The 21,122-nt window shown below is 75.0% G+C and carries 18 protein-coding genes; 12 read left to right on the plus strand and 6 right to left on the minus strand.

Going from position 1 to position 21,122, the window contains the following annotated elements:
- Positions 1 to 13 precede the first annotated feature (13 nt).
- A complete protein-coding gene (locus ACVCAH_RS09785; RefSeq protein WP_447135735.1) occupies positions 14 to 724 on the plus strand; it encodes a hypothetical protein in 711 nt (236 codons plus the stop codon).
- A gap of 63 nt (positions 725 to 787) precedes the next feature.
- On the opposite strand, the gene ACVCAH_RS09790 is transcribed toward ACVCAH_RS09785, so the two are convergent.
- Positions 788 to 1,981: an ROK family transcriptional regulator gene (locus tag ACVCAH_RS09790; RefSeq protein WP_447135736.1), complete on the minus strand. Its 1,194-nt coding sequence runs from the start codon at positions 1,979 to 1,981 to the stop codon at positions 788 to 790.
- Between the two features lie 192 nt (positions 1,982 to 2,173).
- Between ACVCAH_RS09790 and ACVCAH_RS09795 the strand changes: the two genes are divergently transcribed.
- The 6 genes from ACVCAH_RS09795 to ACVCAH_RS09820 are packed head-to-tail and all read left to right on the plus strand — an operon-like array spanning position 2,174 to position 7,161.
- Complete coding sequence (locus tag ACVCAH_RS09795) at positions 2,174 to 2,902, plus strand: amino acid ABC transporter ATP-binding protein (RefSeq protein WP_447135820.1); 729 nt, start codon at positions 2,174 to 2,176, stop codon at positions 2,900 to 2,902.
- Between the two features lie 17 nt (positions 2,903 to 2,919).
- On the plus strand, positions 2,920 to 3,873 hold the full coding sequence (locus tag ACVCAH_RS09800) for a glutamate ABC transporter substrate-binding protein (RefSeq protein WP_447135737.1): 954 nt from the start codon (positions 2,920 to 2,922) through the stop codon (positions 3,871 to 3,873).
- Between the two features lie 15 nt (positions 3,874 to 3,888).
- Entirely contained in the window at positions 3,889 to 4,533 is a 645-nt protein-coding gene (locus tag ACVCAH_RS09805; protein WP_447135738.1) for an amino acid ABC transporter permease, read from the plus strand.
- Complete coding sequence (locus tag ACVCAH_RS09810) at positions 4,530 to 5,399, plus strand: amino acid ABC transporter permease (RefSeq protein ID WP_447135739.1); 870 nt, start codon at positions 4,530 to 4,532, stop codon at positions 5,397 to 5,399. The genes ACVCAH_RS09805 and ACVCAH_RS09810 overlap by 4 nt, the downstream gene beginning before the upstream one ends.
- Complete coding sequence (locus tag ACVCAH_RS09815) at positions 5,396 to 6,418, plus strand: asparaginase (protein WP_447135740.1); 1,023 nt, start codon at positions 5,396 to 5,398, stop codon at positions 6,416 to 6,418. Before ACVCAH_RS09810 ends, ACVCAH_RS09815 begins: the two co-directional genes overlap by 4 nt.
- Entirely contained in the window at positions 6,418 to 7,161 is a 744-nt protein-coding gene (locus ACVCAH_RS09820) for a copper homeostasis protein CutC (protein ID WP_447135741.1), read from the plus strand. The genes ACVCAH_RS09815 and ACVCAH_RS09820 overlap by 1 nt, the downstream gene beginning before the upstream one ends.
- A 45-nt stretch (positions 7,162 to 7,206) precedes the next feature.
- On the opposite strand, the gene ACVCAH_RS09825 is transcribed toward ACVCAH_RS09820, so the two are convergent.
- Complete coding sequence (locus ACVCAH_RS09825; protein ID WP_447135742.1) at positions 7,207 to 8,910, minus strand: SulP family inorganic anion transporter; 1,704 nt, start codon at positions 8,908 to 8,910, stop codon at positions 7,207 to 7,209.
- Positions 8,907 to 9,245 carry an ArsR/SmtB family transcription factor gene (locus ACVCAH_RS09830; protein WP_088995600.1) on the minus strand — a complete coding sequence of 113 codons (339 nt, stop codon included), beginning with the start codon at positions 9,243 to 9,245 and terminating at the stop codon, positions 8,907 to 8,909. Before ACVCAH_RS09830 ends, ACVCAH_RS09825 begins: the two co-directional genes overlap by 4 nt.
- Before the next feature lie 258 nt (positions 9,246 to 9,503).
- Between ACVCAH_RS09830 and ACVCAH_RS09835 the strand changes: the two genes are divergently transcribed.
- Positions 9,504 to 10,523 (plus strand): LacI family DNA-binding transcriptional regulator, encoded by a 1,020-nt coding sequence (locus ACVCAH_RS09835; protein ID WP_447135743.1) that lies wholly within the window; start codon positions 9,504 to 9,506, stop codon positions 10,521 to 10,523.
- A 12-nt stretch (positions 10,524 to 10,535) separates the two neighbouring features.
- Here the strand turns inward: ACVCAH_RS09835 and ACVCAH_RS09840 are convergent, their stop codons facing one another.
- Complete coding sequence (locus ACVCAH_RS09840) at positions 10,536 to 12,197, minus strand: putative bifunctional diguanylate cyclase/phosphodiesterase (protein WP_447135744.1); 1,662 nt, start codon at positions 12,195 to 12,197, stop codon at positions 10,536 to 10,538.
- Positions 12,198 to 12,412: 215 nt separating this feature from the next.
- On the opposite strand from ACVCAH_RS09840, the gene ACVCAH_RS09845 reads away from it, so the two are divergent.
- A complete protein-coding gene (locus ACVCAH_RS09845; RefSeq protein ID WP_447135745.1) occupies positions 12,413 to 12,790 on the plus strand; it encodes a PH domain-containing protein in 378 nt (125 codons plus the stop codon).
- 18 nt (positions 12,791 to 12,808) lie between these two features.
- Here ACVCAH_RS09845 and ACVCAH_RS09850 read toward each other — a convergent pair whose 3' ends face one another.
- Complete coding sequence (locus ACVCAH_RS09850) at positions 12,809 to 13,735, minus strand: 2-hydroxyacid dehydrogenase (RefSeq protein WP_447135746.1); 927 nt, start codon at positions 13,733 to 13,735, stop codon at positions 12,809 to 12,811.
- A gap of 191 nt (positions 13,736 to 13,926) precedes the next feature.
- On the opposite strand from ACVCAH_RS09850, the gene ACVCAH_RS09855 reads away from it, so the two are divergent.
- The 3 genes from ACVCAH_RS09855 (at position 13,927) to ACVCAH_RS09865 (ending at position 18,614) form a co-directional block, all read left to right on the plus strand.
- Positions 13,927 to 15,747 carry a SpoIIE family protein phosphatase gene (locus ACVCAH_RS09855; protein ID WP_447135747.1) on the plus strand — a complete coding sequence of 607 codons (1,821 nt, stop codon included), beginning with the start codon at positions 13,927 to 13,929 and terminating at the stop codon, positions 15,745 to 15,747.
- Between the two features lie 66 nt (positions 15,748 to 15,813).
- Positions 15,814 to 16,989 (plus strand): PQQ-dependent sugar dehydrogenase, encoded by a 1,176-nt coding sequence (locus tag ACVCAH_RS09860; protein WP_447135748.1) that lies wholly within the window; start codon positions 15,814 to 15,816, stop codon positions 16,987 to 16,989.
- Positions 16,990 to 17,036: 47 nt separating this feature from the next.
- Positions 17,037 to 18,614, plus strand: a complete 1,578-nt coding sequence (locus tag ACVCAH_RS09865) for a metallophosphoesterase (RefSeq protein WP_447135749.1) — start codon at positions 17,037 to 17,039, stop codon at positions 18,612 to 18,614.
- Between the two features lie 85 nt (positions 18,615 to 18,699).
- Here the strand turns inward: ACVCAH_RS09865 and ACVCAH_RS09870 are convergent, their stop codons facing one another.
- Positions 18,700 to 21,069 carry a transketolase-like TK C-terminal-containing protein gene (locus tag ACVCAH_RS09870; protein ID WP_447135750.1) on the minus strand — a complete coding sequence of 790 codons (2,370 nt, stop codon included), beginning with the start codon at positions 21,067 to 21,069 and terminating at the stop codon, positions 18,700 to 18,702.
- Positions 21,070 to 21,122: the final 53 nt, after the last annotated feature.

Raw genomic sequence — 21,122 nt, forward strand, 5'->3', positions numbered from 1 at the left:
GGGGGAGGCGATCATGAGTTACGCGGGGCTGGTCCGGCCGGTGATCGACCGGGTGTACGTGGGTGCCCGGCAGGCCGCCCGGGCCCGGATCGCGGCGTACTACGCCGAGCGCGGGCTGCGGCCGGGGTTCGAGGTGAGCTTCAACTTCGGGCTGCTGGCCCGGCCGATGCCGGCCCGGGCGCTGGACGACGTGCTGGTCTACGTCGGTGCGGACATGACGGCGGAGCTGGCGCAGGGCGTGGCCGAGGTGGACGCCGACGGCGCGTGGCGGCTGACCGGGCTCGGGCGTGAGCTGGCGGCGGCCGTGCAGCGGATGACCGCCGAGGCGGCCGAGGAGCGCTGGGCGGCCGCGCCGCCGTACCTGCCCGGCCTGGCCGCGGTGCCCCGGCTCGCCGACCTGGTCGGCCGGCTGCTGGCGCACGGGCTGGCCACCGGCGGCCCCGGGTTCCGGGCGATGGCCCCGGTCCACGAGCCGGCGGACGCCTCGCCGGCGCTGCGGCTGACCTCGCGGCTGGGCGCGCTGCGCCACCATCGCGGCGACGCCCACCGGGCGGCGTGGCGGGCGGCCGGGCTGACCGTGGACGAGATCCGGGCGCTGCCGGACGGGCCGGCGCGGCGGGCGATCGAGGCCGAGACGAACCGCCTCGACGAGCCGGTCTACGCGGTGCTCACGGCCGGGGAACGGGTGGAGCTGCTGGCCGGGCTGGGCGCCCTGCCCGACTGATGGACGCGCCCGGCGCCGGCTCCTGGTGAGCGACGGGTCCCTTCGTGGCAGGGTCCGGAGCCGTCAGGCGGGGTCGACGACCCGGTCGATGACCAGCTGTGCCGCGCCCATGATGCCGACGTCGGGGCCGGTGACGACCCGCTCGATCAGCAGCGCCTGGGTGGCCAGCGGCAGGCACCGCTCGTAGAGGGTGGCCCGCATGCTGGCCAGCAGCGGCTCGCACTCGGCGAGCCGGCCGCCGATCGCGACGACCTGCGGGTTGAAGAAGTTGACCACCACGGCGAGGATCTCGCCGATCGACCGGCCGGCCCGGCGGGCCAGCGCCGTGGCGTGCCGGTCGCCGTCGTCGATCAGCCGCATCACGCCGGTCAGGTCCTCGACCGGTACGCCCTGTTCGCGCAGCGCCGCGACCAGGGCCGCGCCGCTGGCCACCGCCTCCAGGCAACCGGTGTTGCCGCAGCTGCACAGCGGCCCCGGGTCGGCCAACACCCGGCAGTGGCTGATGTCCCCGGCGGAGCCCTGCGCGCCCCGGTGCAGCCGGCCGCCGGAGATGACGCCGGCGCCGATGCCGGTGCCGGCCTTGACGTAGACCGCGTGGTCGAGGTCGGCGTGGACCGCCCGGTGCTCGCCGAGCGCCATCAGGTTGGCGTCGTTGTCCACCACGACCGGGACGTCGGTCCGCCGGGCGCAGAACTCGCGCACGTCGAAGCCGTTCCAGCCGGGCATCCGGGAGGGGCTGACGATCCGGCCGGTGCCGTACTGGACCGGGCCGGGGATCCCGATGCCGATGCCGCGCAGCGCGCGGTCCGGCGCGGGGGCGGCCTCCCGCTGGCCGGGCACCGTGCCGTCGGCGCCGGGCGCCAGCGCGGTGACCTCGTCGAGCAACGCGCCGAGCACGGCCTCCGGCCCGTCCTCGATCCGGACCGGCCGGGACCGGACCTCGACGACCCGTCCGGTGAGGTCGAGGGTGCCGAGCCGGGCGTGGTGCGCGCCCAGGTCGATCGCCCCGATCAGCGCGCCCCCGGTGGGCACCGCGAGCTGGCGCGGGCGACGGCCGCCCCGGGACTTCCCGGCGCCGGTCTCCTGGAGCAACCCTTCGCTGATCAGCGCCTCGACCCGCTGGGAGACGGTGGACGGCGACAGCCCGGAGAGCCGGGCGAGATCCGCACGACTGACCGCCGCCCCGCTGGCCACCAACCGGAGCAGCTCCCGTGGGCCGCCGCGCAGGCCGTCACGCGGGGCGTCGTCAATCGTCACGCGAGGTTCATAGCATCCGAACTTCGTCCCGGCAAGCTGTTGACTTCGTTTGCCCTCTCGCATTAGATGGCGACGTTGATTTGAGAAGTGCTTAACTTCGTTCGTTCATCGTAGAAAGTGAGGCGAGCTGTGGCATCGACGGCGGCACCCGACCTCGCGGGCCGGACCGGGCCCACCCGCCCGGACCGGCCGATGGTGGCCGTCCGCGGCCTGCAGAAGTGGTTCGGCCCGCTGCACGTGCTCAAGGACGTCGACCTGACGGTGGCCGCCGGCGAGGTGGTGGTCGTGGTCGGCCCGTCCGGGTCCGGCAAGTCGACGCTCTGCCGCTGCCTCAACCGCCTCGAGGTGGCCGGCGCCGGCAGCATCGAGATCGACGGCGAGCCGCTGCCGGCCGAGGGCCGGAAGCTGGCCCGGCTGCGCGCCGACGTCGGCATGGTCTTCCAGTCGTTCAACCTGTTCGGCCACCGGACCGTGCTGGACAACGTCACGCTCGGCCCGGTCCGGGTCCGCCGGGTGCCCCGGGCCGAGGCGCGCGAGCAGGCACTGGCCCTGCTCGACCGGGTCGGCATCGCCGACAAGGCCGACCACTACCCGGCCCAGCTCTCCGGCGGGCAGCAGCAGCGGGCGGCGATCGCCCGGGCGCTGGCCATGCGGCCGAAGGTGCTGCTCTTCGACGAGCCGACCTCGGCCCTGGACCCGGAGATGGTCAACGAGGTCCTGGACGTGATGGTCTCCCTCGCCCGGGAGGGGATGACCATGATCGTGGTGACCCACGAGATGGGTTTCGCCCGCCGCGCCGCGGACCGGGTCGTCTTCATGGACGACGGCCGGATCGTCGAGTCCGGCACCCCCGACGAGTTCTTCGCCGCCCCGAGCACCGAGCGGGCGCGCGACTTCCTCTCCAAGATCCTCCAGCACTGACCCCCGAGGAGGGTGGCATGTCGTTCCTGCACACGACCTTCACGCGACGCCGCGCGCTGACCGTGGCCGCGACGGCGGTGACCGTCGCGCTCGCGGCCGCCGGCTGCGGCGACGGCGGCTCCGCCCCGGCCCTGCCGGGCAACGCCGGCGGCGAGAAGGTGGCCCAGTCCGTGTTCGACGCCGCCCCGGTGGCGTCGGACGCCGAGATCCCGGCCGGCTCCACCATGGACATGATCCGCAAGCGCGGTTACCTGAACGTCGGCGGCTCGCTCGACGCCCCGCTGCTGTCCCAGCAGAACCCGGTCACCGGCCAGATCGAGGGCTTCGACGCCGACATGGCCAAGCTGCTGGCCACGTACATCATCGGCAAGCCCGAGGTGAAGACGGTGACCATCGGCACCCAGACCCGGGAGGCGATGCTCCAGGCGAAGTCGGTCGACGCCGTCTTCCAGACCTACACGATCACCCCGCAGCGGGCCACCCAGGTCGCCTTCGCCGGGCCGTACCTGACCTCCGGGCTGGCCGTCGCGGTGCGCAAGGACGAGACGGGCATCAAGGGCGTCCAGGACCTGGCCGGCAAGACCGTCATCGTCGGCGCGAACACCCCGGCGGTCACCGCGCTGCCGACCGCCGCCCCCGGCTCGAAGCAGGTCGCCTTCGCCACCGACCCGCAGGCGGTGCAGGCGCTGCTGCAGAAGCGCGGCGACGCGTACGTGCAGGACTTCACCCTGCTCGCGTCGGGCGCCAAGGCGAACCCGGGGATGAAGGTGGTCGGCGAGCCGTTCACCACCGAGGCGTACGGCATCGGCCTCAACCGGGAGGACGCCCAGTTCAAGGAGTTCGTCAACAACTGGCTGCGGAAGATCCAGGCCGACGGCACCTGGGCCAAGGTCTGGGAGAGCACCCTCGGCTCGGTGGTGGAGGGCGGCACGCCCACCCCGCCGGCGATCGGCTCCGTCGAAGGTTCCTGAGGACCCCCAACCGCCATGGAAGCCCTCACCGCCCACCTCGACGAACTCGGCCACGGGCTGGTCACGACGGTCCAGCTGACCGTCGTGACCACCATCGGCGCGCTGCTGCTCGGCGTCGTCGTGGCGACGCTGCGGGTCTGCCCGGTGCCGCTGCTGCGTTCCGTCGGCATGGTCTACGTCGAGGTGCTGCAGAACCTGCCGCTGCTGGCCCTGCTGGTGCTCTTCGTCTTCGCGCTGCCCACGATCGGCATCACGTTCCCGCTGTTCACCTCGGCGGCCATCGTGATCGCCGCCTACGAGGGGGCGTACCTGGCCGAGGCGATCCGGGCCGGGATCAACACGGTGGGCGTGGGGCAGGCCGAGGCGGCGCGCGCCATCGGGCTCACCTTCAGCCAGTCCCTGCGGTACGTCATCCTGCCGCAGGGACTGCGCGCGGTGATCCAGCCGATGGGCAACATCTGCATCGCGCTGCTGATGAACACCTCGCTGGCCGCCGCGGTCGGGGTGGTCGAGCTGACCCAGGCCGCCAACAACGTCAACCTCGTCGAGGCCCAGCCGATCGCCGTCTTCACCGGCGCCGGCCTCGCCTACATGCTGCTGGCGCTGTTGATCGGTCGGCTCACCGGCACGCTCGAACGAAGGTTGGCGATCGTCCGATGAAGCCGAACCAGCAGGTCCTCTTCGACGTACCGGGGCCGCGGGCGCAACGCCGGATCCGGATCGCCACCGTGCTGGGCGCGCTCGCCGTCCTCGGTGGGCTCGCCTGGGCGGTGCACCGATTCGCCAGCTACGGCGAACTCGCCGCCGACCGGTGGCAGCCCTTCACCACCTGGCCGATCTGGCGCTACCTGCTCGACGCGCTCTGGGCCACCCTGCTCGCCGCCGCGGCGACCGCCGTGCTCAGCGCCGCGCTCGGGCTGCTGCTCGCGCTCGGCCGGCTCTCCGCGCACCGGCCGGTACGGTGGCTGGCCGGCGCGTACGTGGAGATCTTCCGGACCGTGCCCGCGCTGCTGCTGATCTACGTGACGCTCTTCGCGCTCCCCCAGTACGGCCTGAACTTCCCGCTGTTCTGGAAGCTCGTGGTGCCGCTGGTGGTCTCCAACTCGGCGGCGTTCGCCGAGATCTTCCGGGCCGGCATCAAGGCGCTGGACCGGGGCCAGACCGAGGCCGGCCTGGCGATCGGGTTGCGCCGGGGGCAGGTCATGCGGCTCGTCGTGCTGCCGCAGGCCCTGCTCCAGCTGACCCCGTCACTGGTCAGCCAGCTGGTCGGGCTGCTCAAGGACACCTCGCTCGGTTTCGTGGTCAGCTACACCGAGCTGCTCTACAGCGGCCAGGTGCTCGCCTCGTACACCAACCTGCTGATCCAGACGTTCCTGGTGGTGGCGCTGATCTACCTGGTGGTCAACGCCTCGCTGTCGAAGCTCGCCCGCGTCCTGCAGGCCCGCAACGGGCGGTTCACCGCCCGCAGCCGGTCGGCCGAGCCGGACCCGGCCGCACCGCTGCTGCAAGGGGGTAACGCCCGATGACCACCCTCCCGTACGCCGAACTGGCCCGGGTGACCCGCAACGGCTTCGTGGAGAGCCGGCACCTGGGCAGCGTGGTGGTGCTCGACCCGTCCGGCGCCGTCGCGCTGAGCGCGGGCGTACCCGACGAGCCGGTGCTGCCCCGCTCCACCCTCAAGCCGGTGCAGGCGCTGGCCTGCCTGACCGCCGCGGAGGCCGCCGGCGCCGGGTCCCCGGCGGCCCGGGCCCTCACCGGCCCCGCGCTGGCCGTCGCCGCCGGCAGCCACACCGGCGACGACCGGCACGTGGCCGTGGTACGCGACCTGCTGGCCACCGCCGGGCTGACCGAGGAGGCGCTCGGCTGCCCGGTCGACTGGCCGGAGGACGAGGCGACCCGGGACCGGCTGATCCGCGCGGGCGAGCGGCGCAGCCGGATCCGGATGAACTGCTCGGGCAAGCACGCCGCGATGCTGGTGGCCGCCGTCGCCCGGGGCTGGTCGACGAAGGACTACCTCGACCCGGCGCACCCGCTGCAACGGCACGCCGCCACCGCCGTCGCCCGGCTGTCCGGCACCCCGGTCAGCACCGTCGCGGTGGACGGCTGCGGCGCGCCGCTGTTCGGCCTGCCGCTGACCGGCCTGGCCCGCACGTTCCAGGCCCTCGCCCAGGCGGCGCCGAGCAGCGCCGAGGCGCGGGTGGCCGAGGCGATGCGCCGCCACCCGGAGTACGTCGGCGGGTGGCACGGCCATCCGAACACCGACCTCATGCGGGCGCTGCCCGGGGTGCTCGCCAAGGGCGGCGCCGAGGGCGTGCTCGGGGTGGCGACCCCCGACGGGTACGCGGTCGCCGTGAAGGTGATCGACGGCAGCCCCCGGGCCACCACCGCGATCGCGCTGGACGCCCTGGCGGCGGCCGGCGCTGCGGTCGACGGCGCCCCGGAGCTGCGCCGGGTGCCGGTGCTCGGCGGGGGCGAACCGGTGGGCGCCGTCACCGCCGCCATCGATTGGACCGCGGGGCCGCCCCGCACGGAGAGGGAAGACTGATGACGACATTCGAGATCTGCATCGACAGCGTCGAGGGGGCGATCGCCGCCGAGGCGGCCGGCGCCGATCGGGTGGAGCTCTGCTCCGCGCTGTTCGAGGGCGGCCTGACGCCCAGCATCGGCACCATCGAGACGGCGCTGCGCAGCGTGGACCGGATCCGGGTGCACGTCATCGTCCGGCCGCGGGCCGGTGACTTCATCTACTCCCTGGCCGAGGTCGACGCGATGGTGCGCGACGTGCAGGCGGCGGTGGCGGCCGGCGCGCACGGCGTGGTGATCGGGGCGCTGACCGCCGAGGGCGACATCGACGTCCCCACCACCCGCAAGCTGATCGAGGCGGCCGGCACCGCCAGCGTCACCTTCCACCGGGCGTTCGACATGGTCCGGGACCCGTTTCAGGCCCTGGAGCAGCTCGTCGAGCTGGGGGTGGACCGGGTGCTGACCTCGGGCCAGGAGGTGAGCGTGCTGGAGGGCGCTCCCCTGATCGCCGAGCTGGTCCGCCGGGCCGCGCGGCGGATCGTGGTCATGCCGGGCGGCGGCATCACCCCGCGCAACATCGCCCGGATCATCGAGGCGACCGGCGCGGAGGAGTACCACTTCGCCGCGCTAGTGCCCTCGGACAGCCCTGCCGTGCACCGCAACCCCCGGCCGCTGATGGGCGGCACCCTGCACCGGCCCGAGTACGAGCGCTCCGGCACCTCCGGGGAGCTGGTCGGCCAGGTGCTCGCCGCCGCCCGGCGCTGACCGCCCGCGTCGGGCAGTGCCCGCGCCCGCCCGCCGGTACCGTGGTCAGCGACCGGTGGTGCCGGCGGGCGCGGGCTCGGGCGGCCGGGCCCCGGCGAGCGCGACGGCCCGGGCGTGCCGGATGGCGCTGGGGGTGTCCGGGAAGACCAGTCCGTCGTGGCGCAACTGGTCGGCCACCCCGAGGGCGGCCAGCACCTGGTCGTGGCCGGGCGCGATGCCGGAGAGCAGCACGGTGATCCCGCGGCCGTGCAGCCGGAGGATGGCGTCACCGAGGACCTGCGCGCCGGTGGCGTCGATGGTGGAGACCCGGGACATCCGCAGGATGACCACCCGGACGTGGGCGACGTCCGAGAGCTGGAGCAGGAAGTTGTGGGCCGCCGCAAAGAAGAGCGGTCCGTCCAGCCGGTAGGCCACAATGTGGTCGGCGAGCAGCGCGTGCTCCTCTGCGCTGTGCTCACCCCGGTCGAGCGGGACCTGCTCCACCCGCGCGGTGCGGGCCACCGCCCGCAGGGCGATCACCACGGCCACGCCCACGCCGACCGCCACGGCGGTGACCAGGTCGAGCGCCACGGTGACGGTGAAGGTGAGCACGAGCACCAGGGCGTCGCCGTGGGTGGCCCGGGCCAGCGCCCGCAGCGAACCCGCCTCGACCATGCGGATCGTGGTGGCGAGCAGGACGCCGGCCAGCGCGGCCAACGGGATCCGGCCGACCAGCGGGGCGGCGGCCAGCACGATGGCGGCGAGCGCGACGGCGTGGGTGAGTGACGCCAGCTTCGAGCTTGCGCCGGCGCGTACGTTCACCGCGGTCCGGGCGATGGCGGCGGTCGCCGGGATCCCGCCGAACACCGGGGCGGCCAGGTTGGCCAGCCCCTGTCCGAACAGTTCCCGGTCGGGATCGTGCCGTTCGCCGACTGTCATGCCGTCCGCGACGGTGGCGGAGAGCAGGCTCTCCAGCGCGGCCAGCGCCGCCACCGCCAGCGCGGACGGGAGCAGCACGCCGACGGCGGCCGGGTCGAGGAAGCTCAGCGACGGTGCCGGCAGCCCGCTGGGCAACGCGCCGATCCGGGCCAGCTCGACCGGGACGGTCTCCGCGAGCACGGTGGCCAGCGCCACCCCGATCAGCGAGAACGGCAGGCCGGGACGCCACCGGGCGCCGAGCAGCATGAGCGCGGCGACGCCGAGGGCCACCGCGAGCGGCGCCGGCGCGGGGTGCGCCGCGAACCGGACCACCGCGTCGGCGGCGACCGCCCAGACCCGCTCGCCGTGCGCGTCGGCCACGCCGAGCGCGGCCGGCACCTGTTGCAGGGCGATGACCACCGCGATGCCCGCGGTGAACCCCTCGATGACCGGCACCGGCAGGTAGCGGACGTACCGGCCGAGGCGGGCGAGCGCCAGCGCGATCAGGACCAGCCCGGCCATCGCCCCGACCATCAGCACCCCGGTGGCGCCGAACTTCTGCACCACCGGCACCAGCACCACGGTCATCGCCCCGGTGGGGCCGGACACCTGGAGGTTGGAGCCGCCGAAGACGGCGGCGACCGCCCCGGCGACCACGGCGGTTACCAGGCCGGCCTGGGCGCCGAGGCCGGAGGTGACGCCGAAGGCCAGGGCCAGCGGCAGCGCCACCACGGCCACGGTGACCCCGGCGAGCAGGTCCCGCCGGGGTGAGCGGCGCACCGCCCGCCAGTCGGCGGGCTGCGGCAGCAGGCCGAGGAGGCGGTCGCGGACCCGGACGACCGCGGCGCTCACCGGGCGGACCCGTCGGCCCGCAGCTCGCCGAGCAGCCCGTCGCGGTCGGTGAGGACCGCGCCGAGGATGCGGCGGCCGGCGGCGAGCAGGTCGGCCACGTCCGGGGTGCTGAGCGCGTACATGACCAGAGAGCCGTCCCGCCAGGTGCTGACCATGCCGGCGCGGCGCAGCACGGCGAGCTGCTGGGAGAGGTTGGACGCCTCGACGTCGATGGCCGCGAGCAGGTCGCGGACCGGCTTCGGCCCGTCCTGGAGCAGCTCCAGCACCCGGATCCGCACCGGATGCCCGAGCGTGCGGAACAGCTCGGCCTTTGCCTGGTACAGCGGCACTGACACGCCGTCGCCTCCCCCTGCCGCACGGCCACTTGCCGCACGCCCTGAAGACTTTAGCACTTGCAGAATCTTTCAAGTCTACCGTGCGGTCCTGCTGGGAAGTGCCCCGTCTCATCTCACCCTCCGAAGGCTGGGAACACTCCCGCACATCGAGAGACGCTGACTTAACCGGATAAGTGGAGACACGGGTGCAGTAGCGTGAGGCCCGCCGGTCACCCGGCGCGGGGCCCGCCATGGGCGGGAGGGAGGAGGGGTACGCCGGTGAAGCGGCCGACCATCGCCGACGTCGCCCGACGGGCCGGGGTCTCCAAGGGCGCGGTGTCGTACGCGCTCAACGGCCAACCCGGCGTCTCCGAGGCCACCCGCCAGCGGATCCTCGCCATCGCCGCCGAGATCGGCTTCAGCCCCAGCAGCGCGGCCCGGGCGCTCTCCGGCGCCACCGCCGAGGCGGTCGGGCTGGCGCTGTGCCGACCCGCCCGCACCCTCGGCATCGAGCCGTTCTTCATGGAACTGATCAGCGGCGTCGAGGCGGAACTCGCCGCCCGGTCGTACGCCCTCACCCTCCAGGTGGTGGCCGACCCGACGGCCGAGATCGCGGTCTACCGGCGCTGGTGGGGCGAACGGCGGGTGGACGGTGTGCTCGTCTGCGACCTGCGCACCGACGACCGCCGGGTGCCCGTGCTGGAGGAACTCGGCCTGCCCGCTGTGGTGATCGGCGGCCCGGGCGGCACCGGCCGGCTGGCCAGCGTCTGGTCCGACGACGCGGCCGCGCTGGTGGAGACGGTGGAGTACCTGGTCGCGCTCGGGCACCGGCGGATCGCCCGGGTCGGCGGCCTGCCCGACCTGCTGCACACCGAGATCCGCACCGAGGCGTTCACGCAGGCCTGCCGGCGGCTCGGGCTGCCCGACGTGGTGACCGTCCCGTCGGACTACACCGGCGAGGAGGGCGCCCGGGCCACCCGGCGGCTGCTCAGCTCCGCCGGCCGCCCGACCGCAGTGATCTACGACAACGACGTGATGGCGATAGCCGGCCTGTCGGTGGCGCAGGAGATGGGGCTCGCCGTCCCCGGCGACCTGTCCATCGTGGCCTGGGACGACTCCCCGCTCTGCCAACTGGTGCACCCGCCGCTGACCGCGCTCAGCCGGGACATCCCGGCCTACGGCGCGCACGCCGCGCGGCAGCTGCTGGCGGTGATCGGGGGCGCCGCCCCGGCCGGGTTGCAGGACGAGACGGCGCACCTCACCCCGCGCGGGAGCACGGCACCGCCGCGGCATCGGTGAACCGGTTCAGGCTCACCGGAACGCGGACGGGAACTCCTCGAAGTACGCCTCGACCCGCTCCGCGGTGGCGGGCCGGGCCAGTGCGAACCCCTGGCCGTACCGGCAGCCGGCCCGGCGCGCCCCGTCGACGTGGGCGGGCGACTCCAGCTCCTCGGCGACGATTTCCAGCCCCAGTCGCTCGCCGACGTTCACCACCACGTCGATCAGCGGGCGCTGCGGGTCCGCCGGGTCGACCAGCTCCGGGCCGACCTTGAGCAGATCGATCGGCAGCCGGCGCAGCTGGGCGAGCGAGGCGTGCTCGGGCCGGAAGTCGTCCAGCGCGGTGCGGATGCCGAGCGAGCGCAACCCGGCCAGCCGGGCGACCACGGTGGGCAGCTCGGCGCCCACCCGCGGCTCGGCCACCTCGACCACCAGCCGGTCCGGCGGCATCCCGTACGCGTCCAGCACCGCCGCGGTACGCGGCACGAAGTCCGGCGAGACCAGTTCGCGGACGCTGACGTTGATCGCCATCCAGAGCTCCCGGCCGCCGGTGGACCAGGCGGCGAGCTGGCGACAGGCCCGGTCCAGCACCCAGCAGCCCAGCTCGCCCACGATGTCCAGGTCCTCGGCCACCGGCAGCAGCTCGGCCGGCAGGACGGTGCCGAGCACCGGGCTGCGCCAGCGCAGCAGCGCCTCGGTGCCGACCGGCAGCCGGTCGGCCAGCCCGATCACCGGCTGGTAGACCAGGTCCAACTCGCCCCGGGCGAGCGCCCCGGGCAGCTCCCGCTCCAGGTCCAGCCGGCGGACCAGCTGCTCCTCCAGGTAGGCGTCGTACCACTCGACCCGGTCCCGGCCGAGCTGGACGGCCCGTCGCCGGGCCAGGTCGGCCTGGCGCAGCACGTCCTCGGGGCCGGACCCGTCGATCTCGGCCAGCCCGATGCTCGCCCGCAGCCGCAGCTCCGCCCCGGGCACCTGGTAGGGCTGGGTGAGCGCGGCCAGCAACCGGGTGCCGAGCGCGTACGCCAGCACCGGGCCGGCGGCGGTAAGCACGGCGAACCCGGCGCCGCTCGGGTCGGCGAACAGGTCCCGGGGGCCGAGCACCGCGCGAGCCCGGTGGCCGGCCTCGGCCAGCACGTCCTCGCGGACCGCGTGCCCCGAACCCTCGGCGGTCAGTTCGACGACCAGCAGCGCCCCGGACGGCCCGGGCGCGTCCCGCAGCGCGTCGAGGGCCCGCATCAGCTCCGCCCGGTCCCCGGGCGCCGGCGGCCGGCCGTCGGCCGTCGGTACGTCAGCGGCCGGCGCCCGCCGCCGGGCGGCGGTGAGCAGTTGGCGAAGGACCAGCGGCGGCACGACGGCGAGGGCGAGCAGGACGGCGGTCGGGTCCGGCACCGCGCCGGCCCGGAGCTGGTGCCCGGCGGCCAGCACGACCAGCGTGAGCAGGCTGAGCGCCCCGACCACCTGGCAGCGCCCGACCCCGCCGTACCGGTAGGCCTCGGTCAGCGTGGTGAGCGCGCAGGCGGCCGACGCGCCGAGCGCCACCGCCGCGGCGAGCCGGGCGGGGCCGGCGAGCGCGCCGGGCAGCAGCAGCCAGCCGGCGAGTACCAGCGCCACCGCCGGGCCGGCCGCGTCGGCGGCGTGGCGCAGCAGGCGATGGTCCGCCGGCGGTACGGGGTGGGAGGGGTACGGAGGGGGCACGGCGATCGCCTTCGTGAGGGGGGCACGGGGCGGTGCGGGGCGCGGCGGCGGTACGGGGTGCGGAGCAGGGAGTCCGCCGCCCACCTGAGTCGAACGACCCGCGGGCCGGCCGGGTGACGGGCACCGGACAGTGACCTGCGCCACTGTCGGAGTCGGCACGCACCGGCTTCCCGCCCGGGCGGAACCGCGCCGGCCGGAGGTGGGATCATCGGGGGGTGAGCCGCTCCGACACCGTCCGCTTCCGGTACAACCAGGCGATCCTGGTCGCCGCGATCATCGCCGCCATCGGCGCCCTGCCGCTGGCCAGCGCGCGCTGGTATCTGGTGCCGGTGCTGCTCGTGCCGCTGGCGGTGGCGGTCTGGGCGTGGCGGGCCGGCACCGACGCCGATACCCGGGAGCTGCGCCTGCGGGCGCTCACCGGGCAGCGCCGGATCGGCTGGGACCACGTCGTGGAACTGGCCACCGATCCGCGCGGGCGGGCGGTCGCCCGGCTCGACGACGGGCAGCAGGTGGTGCTGCCTGCGGTACGCGGCGCGGACCTGCCCCGGCTGGTCTCGGCCACCGGGCAGGCCCTGCCGGAGTCGGCCGGCTGAGCACCGGCGAGCGGCGGCTCAGTAGCCGTCGACCACCGCGTTGATCAGCGGTTCACCGGCCACGAACCGTCGCACCTGGTCGCCCACCAGCCGGTACGCCCGCGGCAGCAGCCCGCGCACCGAGCCGGCCACGTGCGGGGTGAGCAGCACGTTCGGCATCGCCCAGAGCGGGTGGTCGGCGGGCAGCGGCTCCGGGTCGGTGACGTCCAGCGCGGCGGAGATCCGGCCGGTGGAGAGCTCGGCGACCAGCGCGTCGGTCCGGGCGACCGGCCCGCGGGCGGCATTGACGAGCAGCGCGCCGTCCCGCATCGCGGCGAGGAACTTCTCGTCGACCAGTCCCCTGGTCTGCTCGGTCAGCGGCACCAGCAGCACCACCACGTCCGCCTCCGGCAGCAGCCGCGGCAGCTCGTCGACGCCGTACACCCCCTGGTCGGGGCGCGCGGTGCGGGCGACCAGGGTGAAGCCGACCTCGAACGGGGCGAGCCGGGCCCGCACCGCCGAGCCGATCGAACCCGCCCCGACGATCAGCACCCGCTTGCCGGCCAGCTCGTCGGTCGGGGCCACCGCGTCGTACGCCCATTCCCGGCGGGCCTGGGCCCGGGCGAACGTGGGGAAGGCGCGCAGCTGGGACAGGATCGCGGCGACCACCCACTCGGCGGTGGACGGGTCGTGCACTCCCCGCGCGTCGCAGAGCGTCACCCCCGCCGGGATCCGGCCGACCCAGGCGTCCGCGCCGGCGGAGAGCAACTGCACCACCTCGAGGTCCGGCAGCTCGCGGACCAGCGCGGTGGCCGTCGGGCCGGCCAGGAACGGCGGCACCCAGAACCGGACGTCGGCCACGTCCGAGGGAAGCCGGGTCGGGTCCTCGACCACCTCGACGGTGACGCCCGGGGGCAGCTCGCCGAGGAGCGCGCGTCCGGCCTCGTGCGGGATCCATACCTTCACGCCCGCCGACGATAGGCCCCCGCTCCGGCCGTGGGGCGGTCGGGGCGGGGCCGGGCACCCGAACGGGCGCCCCCCGACAGTGACCGACGCGACCGTCCGGCGGCACGAGTCGGCGGCGGACGGCCGGGGTATAACGGGTGGCCGGAGCGCCGGTCGGCCTCCCTCCGCCGCTCCCGCCAGACAGGTGCCCGATGACCGACGGCCCCCGTGAACAGCGCACCCCGCGCGCCGTTGCGATCCCCGCGCTGACCGACCCCGGCCGGCTGCGGTCGCTGGACGAGACCGGCCTGGCCGCCGCGCCGGACGAGGCGTTCGACCGGTTCGCCCGGCTGGTCGGCGACCTGCTCGACGTGCCGGTGGCGCTGGTCTCCCTGGTCTCCGCCGACCGGCAGTTCTTTCCCGGGGCGGTCGGCCTTCCGGAGCCCTGGGGCACCCGCCGGCAGACCCCGCTGAGCCACTCGCTCTGCCAGCACGTCGTCGACCTCGAGACGCCGATGGTGCTGCCGGACGCCCGCCTGCATCCCCGGGTGCGGGACAACCTGGCGGTGCCCGACCTGGGCGTGGTCGCGTACGCCGGGATGCCGCTGACCGACCTGCAGGGCCGGGTCCTCGGCGCGCTCTGCGCCATCGACAGCAAGCCGCGCGACTGGACCCCCGGCCAGCTGCGCACGCTCGCCGACCTGGCCGCCGCCTGCTCGTCCGAGCTGCGGCTGCGGATCGCGCTGGACGGCGCCGAGCAGGCCCGGCGGCGGGCGGAGGAGGCGCACGACCGGTTGGCGCTGCTGGCCGGGTTGAGCGAGACGCTGGCCGGGACCCTGGAGCTGACCACCGCGCTCGGCCGGCTCGGCGACACCATGGTCCCCCTGCTGGCCGACTGGTGCCTGGTGACCCTGGTCGGCCCGGACGGGACGCCCCGGGAGGTGTTCGCCACCCACCGGGACCCGGCCCGCGCGGCGGACGTGGCCCGCTTCGCCGAGCTGATGCGCACCCGGCTCGCCCCGGAGTCGATCACCCGCGCGGTGCTGCGTACCGGCCGGCCGGTGCTGGGCACCGACGGCACCCTCGGCGACGTCCGGCGCGGCACGATCGGGCCGGAGATGCCGGAGATCGCGGCCCGGGCCGGCTTCGCCTCCCACCTGAGCGTGCCGGTCAGCGACGCCGGGCGCGGCCGGGTACTGGGCTGCATCACCCTGGTCAACGGCCCGGGGCGGCGGACCTTCGACGACGGCGATCTGCTCACCGCGCTGGACGTCGGCCGCCGCGCCGGGCAGGCGATCGGCAACAGCTCGATGTACGGCGAGCAGCGGCACGTCGCCCACGTGCTGCAGCACAGCATGCTGCCGGCGCTGCCGGCCACCCGGGACCTGGAACTGGCCGCCCGCTACCAGCCGGCGGCCGACCGGGTGGAGGTCGGCGGCGACTGGTACGACGCGTTCGTCCAGCCGGACGGCGACCTCGTCGCGGCCATCGGGGACGTCGCCGGCCACGACATCGAGGCGGCGGCGACCATGGGGCAGCTGCGCAACCTGGTCCGGGGCAACGCCTTCGGCCGACCGGACGCCCCGGGCGAGCTGATGACCCACCTGGACGGGGTGATCCGGGGGCTGTGCATCCCCACCGCCGCCACCGCCACCCTGGTCCGGCTCCGGCGGGACGACCCGGGCGGCTGGTCGGTCAGCTGGTGCAACGCCGGGCACCCCGCCCCGTTGGTGGTGCGCGCCGACGGGACCGTCCAGGCGCTCGCCGGACCGCCGGAGCCGCTGCTCGGACTGGCCCGGCCGGTGCCCCGGACCACCCGGACCGCCGGGCTGGCCCCGGGCGACACGCTGCTGCTCTACACCGACGGTCTGGTGGAACGCCGGGACCGGTCCATCGACCACGGCACGGCCGAGCTGCTCGACCGGCTGGCCGGCACCCACGGCCTGCCCCTGGCCGAGCTCTGCGACCTGCTGCTGGCCGGGGCGCAGAGCCGCGAGGACGACGTCGCGCTGCTCGCCGTCCGGGCCCGTTGACCCGCGCGGCGCGGGTCGGCTCCGTCGGGCCCGGTTTCCGGGCGTCGGCGGGCTAACCTTGGGCCGGTGAGCGCCCGTCCCCCGTACCCTCGCACCCGCCGCCTCCGGGCGGCCCTCGCGGCGCCGTGCGCGGCGCTGCTGCTGGCGGCGACCGGCTGCAGCTTCGGCGAGCCGGAGCCCGACCCGGCCGGCGAGCCACCCAACCTCCCCACGCCCTCGGCCTCGGCCAGCCCCGGCGGGGCCGGCCAGCAGGTGGTCACCACCGTGCTGGCCAAGGGGCTGCGGGTGCCGTGGGGGATCGCCTTCCTGCCCGACGGCGGCGCGCTGGTCACCGAGCGGGACACCGCCCGGATCCTCAAGGTCGGCCCCGAGTCGGGGCCGGACGGGCTGAAGGTCACCGCGGTGCAGACCATCGCCGACGTCGCCGCGGCCGGCGAGGGCGGCCTGATGGGGATCGCGGTCTCCCCCGACTACGCCAAGGACCGGGCGGTCTTCGTCTACTACACCACGGAGCGGGACAACCGGATCGCCCGGCTCCGGCTCGGCGAGGAACCGACGCCGATCCTGACCGGCATCCCCAAGGCCGGCATCCACAACGGCGGCGGGCTCGCCTTCGGCCCGGACGGGCGGCTCTACGCCAGCACGGGCGACGCCGGTGACCGGCCGCAGTCGCAGGACCCGAAGCGGCTCGGTGGCAAGATCCTCCGGATCAGCACCGACGGCAAGCCGGCCCCCGGCAACCCGTTCCCCGACTCCCCCGTCTGGTCCTTCGGGCACCGGAACGTGCAGGGCCTGGCCTGGGACGCCGGCAAGCGGATGTACGCCGTCGAGTTCGGCCAGAACACCTGGGACGAGATCAACGAGATCACCAAGGGCCGCAACTACGGGTGGCCGCAGGTCGAGGGGCGCGAGGACGACAAGCGCTTCGTCAACCCGATCGTCCAGTGGGCGACCTCGGACGCGTCCTGCTCCGGGATGGCGGCGGTGGACCGGGTGCTGGTCACTGGGTGCCTGCGCGGCAAGCGGCTCTGGCTGGTCGAGCTGACCGACACCGGCACCGTCCTCGGCCAGCCGCGGGAGCTGCTGACCAACCGGTACGGCCGACTCCGCGCGGTGGCCGCCGCCCCGGACGGATCGCTCTGGGTGAGCACCTCCAACCACGACGGGCGGGGCGACCCGGCACCGGAGGACGACCGCCTGCTGCGGCTGGTCTTCGCCGGCGGCGGGGCCGGCCGGAGCTGACGGCACGCGGGTTTGTCAAGATCCTCAACTGGGCAGGTCGGTAACTCATGGACGGGCAGCAGAACGAGCAGCACGGGACCGGGGACGAGGAGACCCCGGCGACCGGACGTGTCCACGACGTGCCGTTCGGCGCGCGGCCGGCCACCCGGACCAGTTGGCGCCGCCCGCTGCGCATGCTGGGGATGACCCTGGCCGTGCTGGCCGTCACGCTGGTCGGGGTGGTGATCGGGGTGCTCGCCGGCGGGCGGGTCAGCACCGACATCGGCCCGTTCCACGCCGACCTGCGGGTCGCGCCGGCGGCCAGCGGAAGCACCACCGTGGACGTCCCGCCGCTGGGCGCGCTGCTGCTGGACAGCCACGACGGGCCGACCCACCTGACCGTGGAGCTGGGCGCGCTCGACCAGGGGCGCACCCAGGCGCTGCTCGACGACCCGGCCAGCATCAACCGGGCGAGCCAGTCCGCCGTCGACGACGTCCGCGAGGGGGTGATGCGGCTCGGCCTGCGTACCGTCGCCTCCGCCGTGCTGGCCACCCTGGCGCTCGCCCTGCTGGTGTTCCGGAACACCCGGCGGGCGGCGTGGGCCGGCACGCTCGCGCTGCTGGTCACCGGCGGCAGCCTCGGTGCCGCCGCGGCCACCCTGCGCCCGCAGGCCATCGAGGAGCCGCGCTACGAGGGGCTGCTGGTCAACGCCCCGGCGATCGTCGGTGACGCACGCCGGATCGCCAACGACTACACCCGGTACGCCGAACAGCTCCAGCGGCTCGTCGGCAACGTCAGCCAGCTCTACACCACGGTGTCGGCGCTGCCGGTGTACGAGCCGGCGCCCGACACCACCCGGGTGCTGCACGTCTCCGACATGCACCTCAACCCGACCGGCTGGCAGCTGATCCGCACGGTGGTGGAGCAGTTCGGCATCGACGTGGTGATCGACACCGGTGACATCACCGACTGGGGCAGCGAGCCGGAGGCCAACTACGTCGGGTCGATCGGGCTGTTGCGGAAGCCGTACGTCTTCATCCGAGGCAACCACGACTCGGGCCGGACCGCCGCCGCGGTGGCCCGGCAGCCCAACGCGATCGTGCTGAACAACAGCACCACGACCGTCGCCGGGCTCACCATCGCCGGCATCGGCGACCCGCGCTTCACGCCCGACAAGAACACCTCGCCGGCCGGCAGCGGCCTCACCAAGCAGGTCGCCGACCAGGTCATCGGCGCCGGCGAGCAACTGGCGGCGACCGTACGCAGCTCGCCGCGGCCGGTGAACATCGCGCTGGTGCACGACCCGGCCTCCGCGGGCCCGCTCTCCGGGACCTGCCCGCTGGTGCTCGCCGGGCACACGCACAACCGGCAGGTGTCGAAGCTGCCGGAGGTGGCCGGGAAGATGCCGACCCAGCTGATGGTGCAGGGCTCCACCGGCGGCGCCGGGCTGCGCGGCCTGGAGGGCGAGAAGCCCACCCCGCTGACCATGAGCGTGCTCTACTTCGACAAGGACAAGCTGCTCCAGGCGTACGACGACATCACCGTGGGCGGCACCGGCCAGGCCCAGGTGAACCTGGAGCGGCACATCGTGGAGAACCCGAAGGCGGGCGCCCCGGTCCCGGTCACCCCCACCCCGACCCGCTGATTCGGCCTCGTGCCGTGCGCGTGCGGCCCGGGCCGGCGCTCGGACCACCGCCGGAAGGCCGGAGCCAGGGCTCCCCAGGTCCGGGTCAGCGCAGGGAGAGGGCGGCGAGGGCGGCATTGACGATGCTGCCCGGGAGCAGGTCGTGCAGCTCGTACAGCTCTCCGACGCTGCCGGACTGGCCGAACTCGTCCACCCCGAGCGGCACCGCCGGGGCGCCGAGTGCCGACCCGAGCCAGGCCATCGCGTGCGAGGCGGCGTCGTGCACGGTCACCACCGGCACCCGGTCGGCGAACGCGGTGCGCAGCGCGCCCGGCACGCTCGGCACGGTGGCCGTGCGGACGCCCTGGCGCAGGGTGCGCTGCCAGGCCCGGTAGAGCCGGTCCAGGCTGGTCACGTCCACCACGTGCGCGGCGATGCCCTCCTCGGCGAGTTCGGCCGCCGCCGCCAGCACCTCCGGCAGCACCGCGCCCGAGGCGGCCAGCTGCACCACCGGGGCGTCCACCAGGTGCGGGTACGCCTGATGCGCGTCGACCAGCCGGTACGCCCCGGCGACCGCCTGCCGGCGCAGCACCGCGTCGCCCAGCCGGGCCCGGGCCGCCTCGAAGGGCCCCTGGTCGATCGGGCGGGTGCTGAGCCGGAAGTAGTACGCCCCGTCCTCGGCCGGGGCGGCGGTAGCCGACGGGCTCGCCCCACCGGCGATCTGGCCCAGCGCGTCGCAGAGCAGCCAGTCCAGGGTGGCCGCGTACGCGGGCTCGACGAAGGTCACGCCGGGCAGTTCCAGCCCCACCGAGGCGGTGATGGTGGACTGGTGGGCGCCGCCCTCCGGGGCGAGGGTGATCCCGGACGGGGTGCCTGCGACCACGAACCGGGAGCCGGAGTAGGTGCCGTACAGGAAGGCGTCCAGCCCGCGCAGCACGAACGGGTCGTAGACCGTGCCGACCGGCAGCAGCGGCTGGCCGGAGAGGTCCCAGGCGAGGCCGAGCTGGCCGAGCAGCAGGAACAGGTTCATCTCCGAGATGCCCAGCTCGATGTGCTGGCCCGCGGGACTCTCGGTCCAGCGCAGCATCCGGTCCTCGGTCCAGGAGCGCTGCTCCGTCGGGGCGAACACCCCGGTCTTGTTGATGAAGCCGGCGAGGTTGGTGGAGGTGGCCACGTCCGGGGCGGTGGTCACCAGGTAGCGGCCGACCTGTGGATCGCGGGCCAGGTCCACCAGCACCCGGCCGAAGACCTCCTGGGTGGAGATGGGCTTGTTGGCGCGTACCCGGGTGCTCTCCGGGACGGTGACACCCAGCGCCCGCTCGCGCGGCGCGCGGGACAGCGCCTCCCGGCGCTCGCCGGCCCGGATGCCGGCCGGGGACGCCGGGTCGAGGCGGTCCCACTCGGTCTCCGGGGTCAGGCCGTGCGCGGCGCGCAGCGCGTCGACCTGCTCCGTGCTGAGCAGCGCCGAGTGGTTGCGCGGGTTGCCGGCGATCGGCAGCCCCCACCCCTTCACCGTGTACGCGAAGACCACGCTGGGCCGGTCGGTGACCGCGTCGCACTGGGCGTACGCGTCGAGCAGCGCCGCCAGGTCGTGCCCGCCGAGGTCGGTGACCAGCGGCCCCAGCTCCTCGTCGGGGATGTCGGCGATGAACGCCGCGATCCCGTCCGGCGCGCCGTCGAGGAACTGCTTGCGCAGCGCCGCCCCGGCGAGCCCGAACAGCGACTGGTACTGCTCGTTGGGCATCGCGTCGATCCAGGCCCGCAGCGCATCGCCGCCCGGCCGGGCGTACGCCTCGGCGAGCCGGCGGCCGTACTTGACCTCGACCACGTGCCAGCCGGCCGCCTCGAACTGCCCGCGCCACTGGTTGATCCGCACCCCGGGCACCACCCGGTCCAGCGACTGGCGGTTGAAGTCGACCAGCCACATGACGTTGCCCAGCCCGGTGGTGGCCGGGTCGGCCACCGCCTCCCAGATGTTCCCCTCGTCCAGTTCGGCGTCGCCGATCAGGGCGACGAACCGGGACCGCGGGCGGGGCCCGAAGTGCGCGTCGACGTAGCGCCGGGTGGCCGCGGCGAACAGCGGGGCCGCCGCACCCAGCCCGACCGAGCCGGTGGAGAAGTCCACCTCGTCCGGGTCCTTGGTCCGCGACGGGTACGACTGGAGGCCGCCCCGGGCGCGCAGCCGGGTCAGGTAGGAGCGGTCCAGGTTGCCCAGCAGGTACTGGATGGCGTGGAACACCGGCGAGGCGTGCGGCTTGACAGCCACCCGGTCCTCGGCGTCCAGGTGCGCGAACCACAGCGCGGTCATCGCGGTGACCAGCGAGGCGCTCGACGCCTGGTGCCCGCCGACCTTCACCCCGTCGCCGGTGTCGCGGTCGTGGTTGGCCGCGTCGACGATCCGGGTGGCGAGCCAGAGCACCCGGCGCTGGATCTCGTCGAGGACCTCCAGGTCGGTGCGGGACGGCTGGTCGTTCACGGTGGCTCCATCCAGGCGTCGCCGTTGACGCCTCGCGAGGGGTGGGGTGGCGC

This window comes from Micromonospora sp. LZ34 (assembly GCF_052981855.1).